Here is a 17,511-nt window from a genome sequence, read left to right as displayed (position 1 = left end):
TTTGATATGGGTAGTGTTTTTAAATGTGGATAAAAAGATCATGCCGACAGGGCAATAACCCTGAGAAAGCTTTCCTGCTTAGAAAAGCATAATCGCGCTACTTCATCATGGAATCGTATACCGGGTGAATTATTTTTGCGACTTCCTGCCAGGAGTAATTGCTGTTTCCAAACGCCTGGATATCCATTCTGGCGTTTTCCGAGTCTCTGAAAAGCCTGCTGTCAAAATACCTGTCGATCGTATTAGCCAGTTCGGTGCTATCGCCCGCGCGGCATATCATCCCTGTCCTGCCTTCCAGAATATCCTCGCTGAGCGAGCCGACATCCGTCGCAATCACCGGAAGTCCAAAGTTGTATGACAGGAAAAGAACGCCGCTTTGATAAATAAATTTATAGGGCAAAATCAGAACGTCCGCGGCTTTAAAATAAACCTCCACAATTTCGTCGGGTATATGTTCGATTTTCTTTATTACATGCTCGCCAAGATTGCGCTCCTCTATAGCGCGCTCAATCAAATTCCAGTATTCCTGGCAGCCCTTCACTTGTCCGGCTATTACTAACCGATAACTGTCATCTTTAACCTTCAGGCGATCCAAAGCATCTATTGCACTGTCCAAACCTTTATAAGGAGCGATATTTCCAAAAAAAAGCATTACCTTATGGCGTTCATCCAGTTGCAGTCTGTCTCTCGCCTCTGGTTTTGTCAGTTCAGAACTGGGTACTGTGTTATTGATTCCAAATGGGATGACGCTGACTTTCGCCTCTTTGACGTTGAATTCCTTATTCAACTGATCTTTCATTTTATTTGTATGAACAAAAATATGGTCCATCAAGGTGTATAAAGTCCTTAGGGTGAGCCTGTTGAACAGGCCGTCGCCGCCATCTCTTTCCTTTTCGTTTACATTGTGCGCGGTAAGGATCAACCTTTTACCCAGGAACTTATAATAGAAATTCAATATCACCCGATCCAGCAATGGAAACCGGTTTGTCCACAAAATATGGAATAATCCTGAGTCAGTTGTCGCCGCATACTGCAGAAGCCGAAAATAATATCTCGATACGCGGGCACATTTTTGCAGGACAGATACGTCGGGGTTCTGGCTGCCTCGCAGATTCAAAAAATTGACATTTTCGTGATGCACAATCTCGGCAGTCCCAAGTTCATCACTGCCTATGAAGTCGACAATCATTCCCTTGGATACCAGGGCATCCAATAAGCCTAGTGCGTATGGCTTATCGCCTCCCCCCGTAAGCAACGAAACTTTCAATGACTTCTCCTTAAGCATAAAGGCTAACTCTGGGTCATGAATCGGGCGCGACAATACTGGCTCTACGATTACACAGAGTCGTGTTCCCTGAACTGCTGTATCGGCAGAGACCTCCGCTCCTTTTCCGATGCGGAGAAATCCTGCTCCGAATCATAAAAAATGATCTGGCTGCCCGAGAACTCAAATTTAAAAGGAACATGGATGAAATTATTTAATTTCTCGCGCACTTGTCTTTGGCGATCAGGCGGAACAAACAGCATCATAAAGCCTCCGCCGCCGGCCCCCAGAATTTTCCCCCCAAGCGCGCCCGCCGAAATTGCCCGGCCGTACATCTCGTCAACCTGCGAATTAGTGACTTTGGCGCTGAACCGGCGTTTGATCTGCCACGCTTCATTGAGCAATTTGCCGAACTCCGCAATATCCTGCTCGCTATGCAGGATCGAAATGCCTTCATTGACCATGGCAGTCAGGGCATGCATGAGCTGGCTTTTTTCATCAATATTGTTGACATAGCTTTGCGCCACATCGGATGCGGTACGCTTGATGCCCGTATAGAAAAGCATCAGATGTGATTCCAGTTCCTGGATTCGCTCAGTCGAAAGGGTTAAGGGTCTTACCGAGATCTCACCATTGGGAGAAAATATGATGTGGTTCAAACCTCCATAGGCGGCTGAGGTCTGATCCTGTGATCCGACGGTTTCCCGCAGTATTTCCTGCTCGATGTGAATACTCTCCATCGCTAATTGCTGCTTGCTGGGCATCTTGCCCTTCAGTCCATAGAGCGCATGCAGAAGGCCGACCGTAAAAGTGGAGCTTGACCCCATGCCTCCACGCGCAGGCAGATCGCCGACATGATGGATTTCAAGCCCGCGATCCCAGTTCAGATAGCGCAATACCCCCTTCACGGCAGGATGGGATATCTCATCAATGGATTGGCAGTTTTCACTCTTGATGTAGGAAATGCGGTAACTATGATCAAAGAAAGGCGGGTAATAACGACAGGCCAGGTAACAGTATTTATCTATGGTGGTGACCAGTACGCTTCCCCCGTACTGCCGATACCATGGCGGATAGTCGGTGCCGCCGCCAAAAAAGGAAATCCGGAAGGGTGTTCTGCTCATAATCATTGGCTGGCCCTCTTATTTTCCATCAAATAGGCAACACTCCACCAGATCGCACAATATATGCCCGATCGTAATGTGCGCCTCTTGAATATGCTGGGTGCTTTTGCTGGGAACAGTGATCGCGATATCCATCATGTCGGGAAGTCGGCCACCGCTTCCTGTCAGGCCGATAGTTCGCATGTTGTTTTTCCTTGCGGCTTCCACGGCCAGGATCACGTTTCTGGAGTTGCCGCTGGTGCTGATGCCGATCAGTATGTCGCCCGGAACGCCCAATGTCTCCACTTGCCTGGCGAAAATGCCTTCAAAACCGAAGTCGTTCGAATAAGCCGTCAGAAAGGAAGTGTCTGTCGTTAAAGCGATAGCCTTCAATCCCGGACGCCTGAAATCCTGCGTCAGCGTGCTCGTAAACTCGGCCGCAATGTGTTGACAGTCCGCGGCGCTTCCCCCGTTACCGCACAACAGCAACTTTTCGCCTGACTTGAATGATTCTGCTATCAATTGAGCGGCATTCACTATGGATTCAATGCATTGTTCCGCAACCCGATGCTTGGTCTCCGCACTTTGAATCAGGTGCGCTCTTGCCCTATCGTTTATCTGAATTTGCGTATTCATACCTCAATCTCCTTGATGTTTGCAGCAGACGATCAATCATGATCGCTGCCGGGTCCAAATCAGCAATTGCGCAGTGAAACCGCGCCACTTGATCAGCATCGATTTTCTTATGAATATCCGCACTTCAAGGCCGCTTTAAAAAAGCGCTGTTTCTGGCTCGTATTCCTCGCAAATCCGCTGATAGTCATAATCTTTTTCTGATGCCCTGCTTGCATGTGTTCTTCAATTTCCGTTCAGTAAAGCGGCAGCCCTTCAAATTGTATAAGCACGCTCCGGCTTTTGGGATTTTTCACCCGAACCTCTAGCTTCCCAACTTAGTTGTCCTTGTATTTCATGCAATTGGCTTAGAGTCATTGTTCTTGATTTTTGCTTGACATTAAAGTGGTACGAATACCTAAGCAATATTGCTTAACATCTATTCAGAACAATGGGGAATGGGCTTGATCAGGGGCGGACGTTGTAGACGCGAATTCGCTTGTGTCCCCTAGGGCATTCGCACCGAAAAATAATAGTGCGAATGAATTCGCACCTACATTTTGAACCCGGTACAAATAATCGCCGGGCCGGACCGGAGCTTTTAACGGCTGAGGCCGGGTTGCTCCTCCCCGCCGGTTGCACACGATCAGCTTGGCAATCAAGATTTAGGGAGAACGCTTGTTTTGCAGCAAGCGATCAATCATGATCGCTGCCTGGTCCAGATCGGCAGCCACATAGTCGGGGCGTGCCGCCCGGTTGGCATCGGTCTTCTTTCCATAACCGGTAAGAACCAGGAATGTGGTTGCGCCAAGCCGTCGTCCCATATCGATATCACACTCTTTGTCTCCGATAACAAAGCTATCCCGGACATTGAACCCCAACTCGCTCGCCGCAATATTCGGTAAAGCCACGTTGGGTTTTCGGCAGTCACAGTTGTCCTCGGGCAGATGCGGGCAAAAATAAATGCCATCCAGACTGATATTCTCCTGTTGCAGCAGTTCGCACATCCGGTTGTGGATCTGCTTAAGTCGCAGCTCATCAATAAATCCTCGACCGATGGCTGACTGATTCGTAATCACCGCTAACCCGAGCCCCAGTTCGCTCATTTTTCTTAAACCGCTTGCCGCGCCTGGGAGCAATTGGACTTCAGCCGGGTCCGAAAGATAATTGCGCTCGACAATAAGAGTCCCGTCACGATCAAGTAATACGAAACGACGCTTATTCATGCTGGAGCTTATTGATATTGGCGAAAAAAATCTCCGCCGATGCATAAGATTCAGGCGTGCCGATATCCAGAAAAGGACCGGTCACCTGATAACCGTAGAAATCCATTCCAATCCATCTAGGAAAAATTTCCCGCTCCAGAGAAACTGAACCTGATTCGGGAATCGACTTAAGAAGAGCCCTTTTAATAAGATAAAGGCCGGCATTGATTAAACCGGGTTTCGCGCCTTCCTTTTTTTCGTCGAAGCGGATAATTTGCCCTTCCGCGGCAATCTGGACGCTGCCAAAGCGCTGGGTATCGGGGTTGTTCACCAAAAGCAGAGTCGCCAGCGACCTGCGCAAGCTGTGCCAGCGCCAGAATGCGTCAAAATCCGCCGCGCAGTAAGAGTCCCCGTTCAAAACCAGCACGGTATCGGAATCGATCAAAGGCAGCGCCAGTCGCAACGCCCCGGCTGTACCGAGAGGCGTCGGTTCGCGCGAGTAAGTCAACCGCAGTCCACGATAATCCTGTCCGAACCGCGATTCTATCTGCTCGCTCAGGTATCCGGTGCAAAGTACAACCTTTCGGATTCGCCAGGAGGCTAACTGATCCAAAAGATATTTCAGAAACGGATGCCCTCCGATCCCGGCCAGCACTTTTGGCTGATCTTTAACGACTGACCTCAATCGGGTGCCCAATCCGCCGGCGAGTATGACTGCGGTTATGTCGGATCTATCATTCATGGGATTTCTCGGGAAGAGTTTACGGAACGATTACGGCGCCCTATAAAAAACGCTACAGGATTCCATGCCAGTAATCCAACATATCCTTTAAAGTTTTCTCCAGAGGTATCTCTTGCTTCCAACCCGTTTCTTTCTGGAACTTTTGGCTGCTGCCATAAATAATGGGTTCATCCGTGGGCCTTAATAATTCCGGGTCCTGCCATACTTCGAAATCGAAACTGACAAGCCCTCGCAGAATATCGACGATCTCCCGCACTTCATAAACCTTTTCCCCGCTCAGGTTATAGGCTTCGCCGACCGTTGCGGTATTCATGGCCAGGTCAAATGCCCTGATGACATCTCTGACATCCGTTATCGCCCGTCTTGTCCGTAAATTTCCGACTCTCAATTTTTTCTCAACGTCGATCCCTTTGGCAATTTGCACTAATCTTTTCGTGAAATCCGAGCAGACATCATTCGCTTTCCCCGGCCCGGTTGTGTTAAAAATCCGGACAGCAATCGATTCAATACCAAAATTCTTATAATATTGATAGCCCAGCATTTCCTGTGCAACCTTCGAAACACCGTAAGGGTGTAATGGTTTTAGCGCATGATCTTCTCTCACGGGCACTTCGTCTTCGGTCACAAAACCATATTCCGCGCTGCTGCAGGCATTGAGAATTTTGCAATCCAATCCCAATTTTTTTACGCCCTCAAATATATTTACCGTGCCAGTGACATTGGTTTCAATTGTGTACCAGGGATCATCCCATGAGACTGTCGGATAGCTTTGGGCGGCCAAATGGAATATTTTTTCCGGCTGGAATTCCTTCAAAAGACCATGGACTTTTGCCTGGTCCCTCAAATCGCATTCAACGACCTGCCCTCTTGGATTTGAATTACGCAGATCAGTTGTCGGGCGGAAGTAGGTTGCCAGCACCTCGCCGCCTTTCGATTCCAGCAAGTCTACGAGATGAACACCCATGAACCCCCCATAGCCAGTCACCCAAACTTTATCCCTCATACTGATCCCCTTACAAATTTAGATGTTTAACCCGATTTAAAATCTGATGTTACGCACGGGTAGCTTTTTATGCCGTTTGCCGCTCCCGAGCACTACAACTCTTGAGTCTCCTTGACCGGAAGCGGCCCAATGCATGCGTAGGTGCGAATTAATTCGCACTAAATGACTAACAGGGCGTCTCGGGTCGAATACCCTAAAGGGCACAAGTGAATTCGACCCTACAGGGCACAAGTTAATTCGACCCTACAGGCGCTTGACGTATGGGCCAATTGTCTGCGTAACATCAGTTACACTATTATCTTCACTGCCTAACCCGGCTCCGCACAAAATGCCATTCTTTTTGTGACGACGCCAAAAACAGCTGATGCACAGCCACGATGAATTTTCAGCACCAGTATCGAAGCCAGCGTAGAGGTTGCTTAAGCGGGCGTCCCAAAACTTTCGGCCGAGTGATGGCGGCATGACAAGCCGCTTTGATACTTTTCATGAATCTACCCTCGCGCCAATAGAGTTGTGCAGCGATAAGGCTGAGATCGGCAACCACCCGCTTTTCAGCATGTTTCCAGCCAGAGGATTGAAACAGGTTAAGTAACATATTGAAAGCCGTGGCATATTCGCCAATTTCGCACATTGTCTGTATGCTCCACAGGCATTTTCTAGCCACTGTAGCCTCCAGGGCAACCTCGGTGATACGAAGTTCGTTCAGAATCCCGGGCGTGATTTCCGTGGCCCCGTCCAAAGGGTCGGGCTTTCCGTTTTTCCTCAATGCCGCAGCCGCTTGGGCCGCAAGGCTGCTGACGGCCATTTGTCTGAACTTTCGTACGGTTACCTGATAAGGATGGAGCCTGTACTTCAGTACCACCGCCTCAAGGTTGGCCAATTGATAGCGTTCCGCGACCCGCAGCCACAGGTCATGGTCTTCAGCGTCGATTACGATCTTTCTATATCCACCCAATAAGTCGATAATTTCTTTTCTCATGAAAACGGTGGAATGCCAGAACGGACAATCAGGAAGCGCTGATCTAAGATCCCGATCCTCTGCCGGATTGACACTGGTTCTCAATGATTTTCCGGTAACGTCGATAAACTCGATCGCACCGCCAACGACACCGACCTCTGGATGCCCTTCCATGAATTTCAGCTGCCATAAGAGGCGATCTCTTACAGCGATGTCATCAGCATCCATCCGGGCGATGTACTGGCCTTGTGCCGCCTTGCACCCACGATTCAGGGATTCAACCAGCCCCCTGTTCTCCTGGTGATAGACGCAAATGCGCGGGTCTCTTTTCTGATAAGCATCAAGCAACGGGCCAGTACTGTCTGTCGAACCATCGTCAATGATGATAAATTCAAAATCTCCAAAGCTTTGATTGAGGATGCTATCGACAGCTTCATTCAAAAATCTTTCACCGTTATAGACGCTCATTACTACCGATACTATTGGAGTAGACATATATTTTGTATGTGTTTAGTAGTTTTTAAACAAACGAAGCAATGTACATAAGGTGCCATCAACTGCGGTTCCATCCGCATCATCCTTAATTACTCCTGTACAAACTACAAACCCCGGTCATCGATTCGATGCCCCGGGCCATTCACAAATTCAGCTTTTCAATTAAATGGAGCTTCCGTCAACGATACCTCTTTTAATCCGTATATAGATGCCAATCTCGATACAACAAGTTCATTCTTTCTTGATATGACTGACCGCCTTCAAAATGATACTTCTCGCTCCGCTCAGCATTGTGGACAGAAAGAGACGCCATACCGCCCATCGGTATGGATTATGCTGGATGGCGCGCCACGCAAACCTGCGCGCCTTTGAAAAATCACCGGCCCACTTCGTCACCAGCGAGCTATGAACCAGCACTGCCTCCTCGCCCCCTTCCGAAGTAGCTGTAAAATAAATATTGCTGTGCCCCATCAGGCTCCAATGACTCAAACCGATATCCGCGTCTGTATTTGCACAGATGGACACGGGAATAGGCCGCGGATCGTGCGCCTGCATCAGACGATCGGTGTGCTGATACACGGCAGCCAGCCGATTTAACCAACCTTCGCCGACATGACCTGTTAACAAGCGTTCCCGCAACGCCTTGCCCAGCATGGCTCGCTCCTCCGGTTGCCGGATCAACAGTTCCACCCGCTTCACATACTCCCGCTCGTCCTGCGGATTAGTAAGAATGTCGCTTATTGCCTCATCATGCGCTACCAGCATCGGACACAAAGGCGCATAGGCGGGCACCACCGGAAGCCCGACCAGCGCAGCCTCCAGCAGCGCCGTCTGCGAACCGAACGGGAAGCTTTCCAGGTAGATATCCGCCGCCGCGCGATATAATGACGGATCTTCCACGCTTCCAACGAAATGCAGGCGGTCATGAATTGCACAACGCAAATAAGGCGCAATTCCAGCCGCGGATTCTCCCACCACATAGAGATGGGCGCCCGGTTGACGATTGAGTATCCTGTTGGCAGTCGCTACAAAATCGTAGGGCCCGCAGGGTCGGTATTTCAGGTCGCGGCCGACGCTCAGCAGCACGATCTGATGTTCATCAATTCCCAAAGTCCGCCGGGCATCCCGGCGCGACATATTACCCAAGGTATCCACTAGAGGAATGGGGATGGCGGCATTTCTAGGCGAGCATCTCCGTTTCGCCATGGGTACGGATTCCAACGTTCGCAAGCTGATCAGCATATCTCCCACCGAACTGCCGAGTTCGAACATATGGTCGCACTGGTCGACCACTACCACCGGTGGGCAATCATGGGTTGCGAAGGCAACAGTCGGCACCACGTCCGGCCAGATTGTATGCAGCACGACCAGGTCGGCGCTCTGCTTTGCCATCGTCCTCAGCCATTTTGCCTTCTGGCAAAGGCCGGATTTCGGCGGGAGCGTAACAAGATGGCCGCCGCTGCTTCGAACTGCCTCAAACAACCATAGCGGAACTGGAATATCCTCTGGCTGGTTAACCAGCAATATCGAATGGCAGGAACTTTGATCATTCCTCACCCAGTGGTACATGAGGCGTGTGTGTCCGCCCACCTCGCGCACGTTGAATGTCACATGCAGGACACGACGACGGTCGTCCTTGCTCACAGCCGGAAGCCAGAGATCTCCTGTTCCGGCCGCCAACTTATCCAGATCCGCGCCGATCTCCAACGCTGCATTTTCAATCGTTCCATCAGCGAACCGGCCCGTATGATACATTGCCGCAAAACGCGCCGCTTTCTCTATGCAACAAAGGATTTCCTCGGCTTCCTTTTGTCGATCCAGCGTCTGAATCTTCCCGGCAAGCCATTCGTAGCTTTCACTATTGACCTGCAGGAAAACGGCTTGTGCCGCAGCTTCTGTGTGCGGCAATGTGCCTGTCCGAGCTTCGAGAACCTCTTCCGGAAAATCAGGCTTATTTATATGTGGTAATGTCGACATCGTTTTTTCTCTCTGCCTTAAAGTCCATGTGAATGAAGACTGATCCTTCCGTTTTTAGTATTGCCGAACATTTCGGCTATGCTACCGTTAATTGTTAGAATTTTTTGCTATCCGCGCAGAGTCCTGTTTAATGTTTAATGAGGTTTATGGCCTTTGCCTAAAAGGCTGATCATTTAAGGATTCCTCATTAAACAGGGAAATAGCCAACATTTTTGAACCGCAATAAGTTGACCGGACAAACAGATTCTGAGCAATCGTCGGTGCATGTCGGTCGCAGTTGCGGTTATGCAAAGAACGGTTCCATATCCCCAATGTTCCCTATATAAATCAGGAAGCCTGCATGCGGGTTATTAAATGAGTCTGCATGGCAAAATCCTGATTTAGATATTTTCTGGGGCTTACGAACCTTCTTTATCCTTAGCCCTTGGCAAACAGAATTATCGACATCGCTTTCAGACAGTATTTAGTCTGGGTCATGCTTTCAACTGAAACGTTGATCTAGTATTAGGATCGGCCCCCTTTTTTTACCTGAGGTTGAAATAAATCATATAACAAAAGCACAACAGTAAAATTCGTACGTATACTTAGGTGCTTTTGCTTACAGCATTTTAAGGTGGAAGGTGTATTGATCTAGGACAGGGCGAGAAATAACTTCCCTGAATTTTGACGAGCAACAGGTGTGGAGGCGACTTAAGTCGCCCAGGGCGAATACCCAAAGGGCACAAGTACCCGAAGGGCATAGATGAATTCGCCCCTACATAAGCGCTGATTTCATCGACAAACCGGAAAGTTATTTTTAACCGAATCCTTCCCGAATGAAAAAACACTTCAACGGTTATATGTCGGGTTCACCATGGCGGCAGTCTGAGGGGGAATGCGCTCTACACGCGAAGATCGTCCGATCCCGAAGTAGAGCACTCCAGCGGCTTCGGCTTCATGCTGGTTCCAGAAATTACGGCCGTCAAGCACAACCTCCACACCCGCCTTTCGCCACGCAGCGAAATCAGGATCAGCAAATTCTTTGTGGGCCGTGCTCAGAACAACGACGCGAGCCCTATCGGCCGAGCCTGGTTCAAACCCTGCGTCGCGCAGTTCCTCGTTACTGTAGTAAGGATCTTCGAGCGTAACCCGGGCACCTGATCGCTGGAGTTCGTCCCGCAATGCATAGGTTGGGCTGAAAATGTCCACCTTTACGCCTGGCCTAAATCCCAGCCCCATTATGTGCACTTTCTCTCCTTTCAAGCTCTTCCATCTTGCTTCAACCCGCTCCAATTGCCTGGCAGGCTGGTAATCGTTAATCTCGCGGGCGGCTTCCGATATGCGTTGAGGCAGGCCTAATCGGCGCGATTCCCGTGTCAGAAAATAGGGATAAACCGGCACGCAATGACCGCCGACACCTATGCCCGGCATAAGCAGATTCGCCTCGCCGTCAGTATTCGCAGCCTGGCGAACCCGCTCGAAATCAACACCGGATACTTCGCAGAAGGCCGCAAATTCATTGGCCAGGGCAATGTTCACGTCCCGGTAGAGCATGCCTAACAGTTTAGCCATTTCGGCCGCCTCGATGGTGCCTACGTCGTCGACCGGCGCCCCCAGATATTGTCCATAGAATGCCACCGCCTTTGCGCATGATGCGGCGTCTAAACCGCCCACAACCTTGGGAGTAGTCTCAAGCCGCGCCAATACATGGTTCGCTTTTACCCGTTCCGGACTGTAGGCCACATGGAAGTCCACCCCGGCTTTCAAACCGCTATTTTGTTCCAGGCACGGGATCAGGCATCGCCGGGTTCCGCCGACGGCCACTGTGGTCTCGTACACAACAAGCGTTCCCGGCTGAAGTCCTTTACCTATTTCCTCCGAAGCCATCTGGAGGATACTGAAATTGATATCGCGGTCGGAAGTCAGGTGAGCGGGCACGATGACTACGATAACATCGGACTCGGACGAAGCCTTTCTGGTATTGGTAGTGGCGCTAAGCCGGCCCGCCTTGTGCAAATCATCCATGAGTTCGGGCAGTCCCGGCTCTTCATAAGGGCAAACCCCTGTGTGAATGGAATTCACGAGAGCCTGATTGATATCGCTCACTGTTACGCTTGCTCCGTGCTTGCCGAACATGCAGGCAAGTGGAAGCCCCATCCGGCCACCGCCAACGACTGTAATTTTCATTCTGTGATACTCCTTATGCTTTTTTGAAAATCATGTCTTTGAAATCATCGCAGACTTGTTATTTCCCGACGTGATGCAATAGCTCAGGCCTGTTGACCATCCGCGCCGGGCACTGCGGCTTTTAACGGCGGTAGGCTGGGTTGATAAACCCGGCATTTTCGAAACCGCCCATGCCGGGTTTCCGCTAAAGCTCCAACCCAGCCTACTCATGTTTATCTCGTTTGCCGCGCCGAGCACCGGAGCTTTTAACAGAATAGTGCGAGAACGCGATTCAAATAACGTCGCGCTAGCAACGCCTTGAATAATGCAGTTTAAATTCGAATAACTGCGTAACATCAGCCTTTAATTTCAAACGGCTTCACCTGAGTATTCATACTGGTATACCGGTAACGACTGCCTTGACTTGTTCACAACCAGCCCAAGCAGATTGGTCTGCTCCAGGATATACATGGCATGTTGAAGCTGGTCGGACGTATTCTTTCCATCCTCTACTACCAGTAGAGCCGCATCGATATAAGGCATGAACAATAACGCTTCGTCCCCTGCAAAAAGCGGCGGAATATCGAAAATAATTATCCGGTCTTCATAGCGCGATTTAATCTCCTGAATCAGATTGACCATTTTCCGGGATGAAATCAATTCCGAAGCACTGCTGTCGGAATCCTTGCCAGGCAAAATCACCAGACGCTCGATGTCGGGCTTGACCAGGGCATCCGCCAAAGGCACATTTCCTTCCAGGCAGTCGACCAGTCCGAAATCCCATTCGATACCCAGATACTGGCCTACGCTTGGGCGTCTGAGATCCGCATCAACGATAAGAACGCTTTGATTTCCCTCTATCGCCATGGCAATCGCGAGATTGACGGATATAAACGTTTTGCCCGCACCTGGCGTCGCGCTGGTTATGGCAAAGCTGTTCCAGTTATTTTCCCGAAGCTGCCTGAGGACATTCGTCCGGAGCACACGAAAAATATCCGCCCGAGGATCATTATGGAGCCCCATGACAACCCGATTATCCAGCAACGCATCCGGATCAATAGCGACCGTATGCGTTTTTGTGTATCGGATCGAGTCGAGCGAGTATGCATCAGCACTGTTAATCATCGATTTTTCTCCAATAAGCGCATAACCGCATGATAATTTTCATATTGCTTATCTCTGGGTTTGCTTCATGTTTGCACTGACAGAAGAAAAAATACGGACATTACAACGGAAGCCAACATGGTGAAGGCCACCCCCGCCCAGATCATAATTTTCTTCATTCGATTCTGCCTCACAAGCCGGTCTTCCAACTCGGCCCGGGACTCGATATAGGGGACTACTACCAGCGGCATGAGTCCTGTAACCTCGCTGATCGCCCTGTATCCCCTAACGCCAGGCTCCAGAAAATCAACAAAAAAAGCAATGCCAAGACCTGCAATGATGCCCATGAAAGAACCGCCGATAGCCACTATTCTTCTGATCGCTTTTTCCGGGTTCACAGGAACGACGGGGGGCTCGATGAGAGTGAGGGTTTGCCCTTGCTGCTGCTTTTCCAGAGTTTGAACGAGCTTGGCATCCAGCCATTTTTCCTTGAGCTGCGTATATTTCTTGATGATGTTGTCCCGCTCTCTTATCAAATCGGTATAAGCCAGTTCAACCTGAGGAGCCTGCAAGAGGATATTTTGCGTTTTTTCAAGTTTCGCTTTTAAATAATCCTGCTTCTGCATCAATGACTGAAGTTCTGTCTGGCTGCTTTTGTACTGTGCCTCTATATCCAGATAAGCCGGATTAACGGCACGCATGGACGCATCCTCCTGCTGAGCGCGCGGCGGCATGTTTTTCAATTGTTGCTGCAACCTTTCGATTTGTTTTTTACGCTTGGCTATATCCGGATGATTACCGGCATAGGTCTCTTTCAACAATTTAAGTTCGTCCTTGGCCTCTGCCATCTGCTTGAGAATATCCGACTCGACCGACTGCCCTTCAAAGGCGGGATCCAGGGCCTGTATTTCTCGTTTCAGGCGAACCAGCGACGGGTGTGAAGGCGAATAAATGCTGGAATATCGAAGATACCGCGCCCGCAGGATCCTTAAAGTATCAGCCTTGCTTTGCGGCGCTTTATCATCGAGCCTGGGAGGCAGTTCCTGTCGCGCTCTTGCCAACTCCGCCGCCAGAAAAATCATCCTTTCTTTCGTGGCGCGAATCTGACCATCAGTATCTCTCAGTTCATTCTCCGCACGGTCCATCGCTGCCAGATTCCCTTGCACTTGCTCCGGCAGGCTGAAGTTATGCTGCTCCTTGTATTTCGCGATCCTGGCATCAACTTCCTGAAGCTCCCGGTTGAGTTTGTCCGACTCCTCCATAAGAAAACCGGTCGCCCGGGTAGCGCGCAGAGTTCGGGCCTTGTCATTTTGCTCGATGAATAGAGCCGCCAGCTTGCTCGCTATCTCTTTTGCCTTGATTGCCTGGCCATCTCTAAATGTAATATTAAAGGCGATCTCGGCCATTCCGGAATTAGTCTCTGGCGTTAAAGAGGAAGTGACCAACTTAACTTCAGCGTTTTTTTTGAATAAATTCGCTAATTCATATTTTGGGTAAAGCCCTCTGATATCCGTGTAAAGGCCATTCGAATCAATAATCGAAAGCACGTTATCAGTCGTCATGACCCGTTGATAAATCGATTGAATCTGTTCTTCCGCATATTGGGATACTGTCGATTCGACGAGTTTTGTCGGAATTGGCGCTTCGATCAACATCGTTGCCGTTGACCGATAAACCTTGGGCATGTTATAGGCAACGATTACGGCTGTTAAGCTGATGAGCAGCCAAGTCGCTATAATGTAGTACTTACGCCGTTTTACAAGATCAAGGTAATCGGCGAGTGTTTTAGTCTGATTTTCCATAGCCTTAAACCGAAGGTCTATTCATTTAACATAACAACACGTAAGGCATCATGGAGTGCCGTTACGACATGATCCTGCTGGTCAAGGCCCATTTGAGGAAACAACGGCAGGATAATCGTCTGAGTCTGCGCCTCCTCGCTGTGCCGGAGGCACTGGCAAGATTCCGCCGTGCAATCCGTTCCTGCATTCCTGCCCGCACAAGACCATGCATTGGCCGGATAAGCCGCTTCCCGATGTGAACACATGATGCCCCGGCGGGTCGATACCCCGTCATCCAGCATGGACTGCATCACCTGTCGCTGGTCCGCTCCTTCAGGCAGGCGCACACAAAAACTTTGCCAGGTGCTGCGCGCCCAGTCCGGCTCAACCGGTAAACCGAGCCCTGGTATCTCTGCAAGAAGCGTCTTGTAGCGGGACGCCAGATTCCGCCGCTTGCTGACAATCTCCGGCAGACGCTTGAGCTGCTCCCTGCCAACCGCCGCCTGAATATCAGTCATGCGGAAATTGTAACCAACGATCGGATAGGATTCGAAGATAACCTGGCTCGAGCCATGACGTACGGTATCAGGAACACTCATGCCATGCTGCCGCAACAGCCTGAACCTGGCGTCCCATTCCGGGTTCGCCGTGGTGATCATCCCGCCATCGCCCGTACTTATCACCTTGCGTGGATGAAAGGAAAAGCAGGCGACGTCGCCTTGCGGTTTGCCGATTTTTTCCCACTGACCCTGCCAGAAAATCTCACTGCCGACGGCGCAAGCGGCATCCTCGACAACCGGAAGCGAATGACGGCGCGCTATTTTGACGATTGACGCAAGATCGCAGGGCATTCCGATCTGATGTACGCATAAAATGGCACGGGTACGATCCGTGATAGCGCTTTCGAGCTGCCTGGGATCAAGATTGAACGTATCAGGCTCGATGTCCACGAATACCGGCTTGGCGCCGCAGTAGAGGACCACGTTGGCAGTGGCGATAAAAGAGTGGCTGACGGTAATCACTTCGTCGCCGGGCTGCACGCCTACCGCCAGCAGCGCCAGATGCAAAGCGGTGGTACAACTGGAGACTGCGCAAGCATGCGGCGCGCCCACGTATTCCGCAAACTCTTTCTCGAATGCGGCAACTTCCGGCCCCTGACTGGTCCAGCCGCTCAGGATGACGCGCCGCGCGGCCTCCGCCTCATTCTCGCCCAGCATGGGCTTGGTAATAGGAATCATAACTGCACCTCCATCCTGTTTGTGTGTCTCAACCCCATTTTGTTTGTGAGCCACCAGTCGACCAGCCGCGAAAGTCCGTCTTCCAGGCTGACCTGCGCCCGAAATCCGAGCAGTCGTTCGGCCTTGGTTGTATCCGCCATGCGTCGGGATACCGGGTTTACCTTGCGCTCCGGTCCGTATTCCGGCTGCAGATCCGAGCCCATCACCTTAAGCAGCGCCGCCGCCAGTTCATTGAGGCTGGTTTCCCTGCCACTGGCGATATTGAAGACATCGTCGGTAATATCCGACTCCAGGGCCAGGATATTGGATCGGGCGACGTCCTCGATGTACACGAAGTCCATGGTTTGCGTGCCGTCCCCGAGGATCAGCGGCGGCTGCCCGGCAGCGATGCGCTCCATCCAGCGGATCAGCACTTCGGTGTATTTCCCGTAAATATCCATGCGCGGACCATAAACGTTAAAATAGCGCAAAGCCACGTAGGGCAGCCCGTACATGTCATTGAACGAACGCAGCAGCCCTTCCAGCATGATTTTGCTGGCGCCGTACCAGGTGCGGTTATTGTAAGGGTGATGATCCTCACGCGTAGGAAAGGTATCGGCCAGGCCATAGATCGATGCAGAGGATGCCGCCACCACCTTTTTGACGCCGGCGGCCTGCGCGGCCTCCAGCACATTGAAACTGCCGTCGCACATGACGCCCATCGCCTCGCGCGGCTCGCCCGCGCAGGCGGTAATGCGAAGAGTTGCCATATGGATCACCGCGTCCACGCCCCGCATCGCTCTGTGAGTCGCCTCTACATCACGGATGTCTTCCCGCAACAGTGTGACACGGGGATCTTTCAAAGCCTTCTCAACATTGGCCAGTGTCCCTCGGCTTAAATTATCGAGAATAAGGATGCTTGCGGGCGCATAGTCCCGCAGTAGCAAATCAATGGTTGTGGAACCGACCAGGCCGCAGCCCCCCGTCACCAGTATGTTCGAATTTTTAATGTCCATTAGTCAGCTAGCCTCTCTGTTGTCTTCTTTTTTACTTTCAAAAAATACTGCGATTGAACCGCCACGGCCAATCAAAGCAATGCTGCTGGACAGCCTGTCCTATGCGATTCATGCTGCGTGTTCTACCTGACTCATACACTTGGACATACTTGAACGCGATCATCACTTGCATTTTTTCAAAATGCCCTCCTCCTCTCTTGAAGAAGAAAGGTCAGCGGCGGCAAATAATGGCCGCTTTGAGCGTATTCCAATCTCGCGCGCGGGGTTACCCACAACACGGCTACCGGTCGCGACGCTACTGATAACATTGCTGCCGAAACCGACCAATGCCCCACTTCCGACGCGCAGGCCGTTCATGACGTTTGAGCCGCTGCCGATGTAACAGTTCTCTTCGACAACAGTGTTGCCCGCAATGGTCACGTTGGAGCCTATGAGAGTCCAGTCATCCACGTCCACGTCATGATGGATTACCGTATTCGGCAGAATACTGATATGCGAACCGATACGCGCATTGCTCGTAATTACCACCCCCGCCATGATCAGGACATTACAGCCAATCGAGGCCAGGGGTGATACGCTGGCGGAGGGATGAATGACCCTGGCAAACCGTTCCTCGGCAAGATCCAGGCCTTGAATAATCTCTCTTCGGGACCGGTAGGAAACAGGACTGCCCGGAACCGCTAAAACGCATGCATCCGAAAACAGCGCGAACGCGTCTCTGTCAAACACAGGATATCCGTTCGCATCCACCCCTCTCTTCTGTGGTGTATCGTCCACAAAACCAATAAATCGGTAAGAGTCTCCAATACAATCCAAGGCCTCGATACCGTTGCCGTTATAAGGAAAGATCAACAGCGGCTGTGTTTTTTGCACGTCTGTCTCCTCTTGG

The 17,511-nt window shown here is 50.8% G+C and carries 14 protein-coding genes; all 14 read right to left on the bottom strand.

Annotation, left to right across the window (positions count from 1 at the left end; genetic code table 11):
* Positions 1-97: 97 nt before the first annotated feature.
* Entirely contained in the window at positions 98-1,267 is a 1,170-nt protein-coding gene (locus METLU_RS26635; protein ID WP_051299801.1) for a glycosyltransferase family 4 protein, read from the bottom strand.
* A gap of 68 nt (positions 1,268-1,335) precedes the next feature.
* The gene (locus METLU_RS0106185) at positions 1,336-2,388 is read right to left on the bottom strand and encodes a GHMP family kinase ATP-binding protein (protein WP_196806508.1); all 1,053 of its coding nucleotides are present in this window, start codon (positions 2,386-2,388) and stop codon (positions 1,336-1,338) included.
* Positions 2,389-2,406: 18 nt separating this feature from the next.
* On the bottom strand, positions 2,407-3,003 hold the full coding sequence (locus tag METLU_RS0106180) for a D-sedoheptulose-7-phosphate isomerase (protein ID WP_027157465.1): 597 nt from the start codon (positions 3,001-3,003) through the stop codon (positions 2,407-2,409).
* A 641-nt stretch (positions 3,004-3,644) separates the two neighbouring features.
* A complete protein-coding gene (locus METLU_RS0106175) occupies positions 3,645-4,205 on the bottom strand; it encodes a D-glycero-alpha-D-manno-heptose-1,7-bisphosphate 7-phosphatase (protein WP_027157464.1) in 561 nt (186 codons plus the stop codon).
* Positions 4,198-4,926, bottom strand: coding sequence for a nucleotidyltransferase family protein (locus tag METLU_RS0106170; protein WP_051299800.1), 729 nt, complete (start codon positions 4,924-4,926; stop codon positions 4,198-4,200). The genes METLU_RS0106175 and METLU_RS0106170 overlap by 8 nt, the downstream gene beginning before the upstream one ends.
* Positions 4,927-4,978: 52 nt before the next feature.
* Positions 4,979-5,929, bottom strand: coding sequence for a GDP-mannose 4,6-dehydratase (locus METLU_RS0106165; protein ID WP_036242901.1), 951 nt, complete (start codon positions 5,927-5,929; stop codon positions 4,979-4,981).
* A 385-nt stretch (positions 5,930-6,314) separates the two neighbouring features.
* Positions 6,315-7,382, bottom strand: coding sequence for a glycosyltransferase family 2 protein (locus tag METLU_RS26630; RefSeq protein WP_081679028.1), 1,068 nt, complete (start codon positions 7,380-7,382; stop codon positions 6,315-6,317).
* Positions 7,383-7,613: 231 nt separating this feature from the next.
* The gene (locus METLU_RS0106155) at positions 7,614-9,359 is read right to left on the bottom strand and encodes a glycosyltransferase family 4 protein (RefSeq protein ID WP_027157461.1); all 1,746 of its coding nucleotides are present in this window, start codon (positions 9,357-9,359) and stop codon (positions 7,614-7,616) included.
* Positions 9,360-10,187: 828 nt separating this feature from the next.
* On the bottom strand, positions 10,188-11,525 hold the full coding sequence (locus METLU_RS24630) for a nucleotide sugar dehydrogenase (protein WP_051299797.1): 1,338 nt from the start codon (positions 11,523-11,525) through the stop codon (positions 10,188-10,190).
* Between the two features lie 348 nt (positions 11,526-11,873).
* A complete protein-coding gene (locus METLU_RS24625; RefSeq protein WP_036242899.1) occupies positions 11,874-12,629 on the bottom strand; it encodes a CpsD/CapB family tyrosine-protein kinase in 756 nt (251 codons plus the stop codon).
* Between the two features lie 65 nt (positions 12,630-12,694).
* Positions 12,695-14,410: a GumC family protein gene (locus METLU_RS0106140; protein WP_027157460.1), complete on the bottom strand. Its 1,716-nt coding sequence runs from the start codon at positions 14,408-14,410 to the stop codon at positions 12,695-12,697.
* Between the two features lie 17 nt (positions 14,411-14,427).
* The gene (locus METLU_RS0106135; RefSeq protein WP_027157459.1) at positions 14,428-15,627 is read right to left on the bottom strand and encodes a DegT/DnrJ/EryC1/StrS family aminotransferase; all 1,200 of its coding nucleotides are present in this window, start codon (positions 15,625-15,627) and stop codon (positions 14,428-14,430) included.
* Entirely contained in the window at positions 15,624-16,622 is a 999-nt protein-coding gene (locus tag METLU_RS0106130) for an NAD-dependent epimerase/dehydratase family protein (protein ID WP_027157458.1), read from the bottom strand. The genes METLU_RS0106135 and METLU_RS0106130 overlap by 4 nt, the downstream gene beginning before the upstream one ends.
* A gap of 162 nt (positions 16,623-16,784) precedes the next feature.
* On the bottom strand, positions 16,785-17,495 hold the full coding sequence (locus METLU_RS24620) for an LbetaH domain-containing protein (protein ID WP_051300218.1): 711 nt from the start codon (positions 17,493-17,495) through the stop codon (positions 16,785-16,787).
* Between the last annotated feature and the right edge of the window lie 16 nt (positions 17,496-17,511).

This window comes from Methylobacter luteus IMV-B-3098 (genome assembly GCF_000427625.1).
Classification (GTDB): Bacteria; Pseudomonadota; Gammaproteobacteria; order Methylococcales; family Methylomonadaceae; genus Methylobacter; species Methylobacter luteus.
Note: the sequence above shows the minus strand (reverse complement) of the source record. Positions and strands in the feature narration are given on the sequence as shown.

Excerpts from the sequence above, each read along its gene's own strand:
- METLU_RS0106185 (WP_196806508.1), bottom strand. The coding sequence starts at position 2,388 with ATGAGCAGAACACCCTTCCGGATTTCCTTTTTTGGCGGCGGCACCGAC.
- METLU_RS0106180 (WP_027157465.1), bottom strand. The coding sequence starts at position 3,003 with ATGAATACGCAAATTCAGATAAACGATAGGGCAAGAGCGCACCTGATT.
- METLU_RS0106175 (WP_027157464.1), bottom strand. The coding sequence starts at position 4,205 with ATGAATAAGCGTCGTTTCGTATTACTTGATCGTGACGGGACTCTTATT.
- METLU_RS0106170 (WP_051299800.1), bottom strand. The coding sequence starts at position 4,926 with ATGAATGATAGATCCGACATAACCGCAGTCATACTCGCCGGCGGATTG.
- METLU_RS0106165 (WP_036242901.1), bottom strand. The coding sequence starts at position 5,929 with ATGAGGGATAAAGTTTGGGTGACTGGCTATGGGGGGTTCATGGGTGTT.
- METLU_RS26630 (WP_081679028.1), bottom strand. The coding sequence starts at position 7,382 with ATGTCTACTCCAATAGTATCGGTAGTAATGAGCGTCTATAACGGTGAA.
- METLU_RS0106155 (WP_027157461.1), bottom strand. The coding sequence starts at position 9,359 with ATGTCGACATTACCACATATAAATAAGCCTGATTTTCCGGAAGAGGTT.
- METLU_RS24630 (WP_051299797.1), bottom strand. The coding sequence starts at position 11,525 with ATGAAAATTACAGTCGTTGGCGGTGGCCGGATGGGGCTTCCACTTGCC.
- METLU_RS24625 (WP_036242899.1), bottom strand. The coding sequence starts at position 12,629 with ATGATTAACAGTGCTGATGCATACTCGCTCGACTCGATCCGATACACA.
- METLU_RS0106140 (WP_027157460.1), bottom strand. The coding sequence starts at position 14,410 with ATGGAAAATCAGACTAAAACACTCGCCGATTACCTTGATCTTGTAAAA.
- METLU_RS0106135 (WP_027157459.1), bottom strand. The coding sequence starts at position 15,627 with ATGATTCCTATTACCAAGCCCATGCTGGGCGAGAATGAGGCGGAGGCC.
- METLU_RS0106130 (WP_027157458.1), bottom strand. The coding sequence starts at position 16,622 with ATGGACATTAAAAATTCGAACATACTGGTGACGGGGGGCTGCGGCCTG.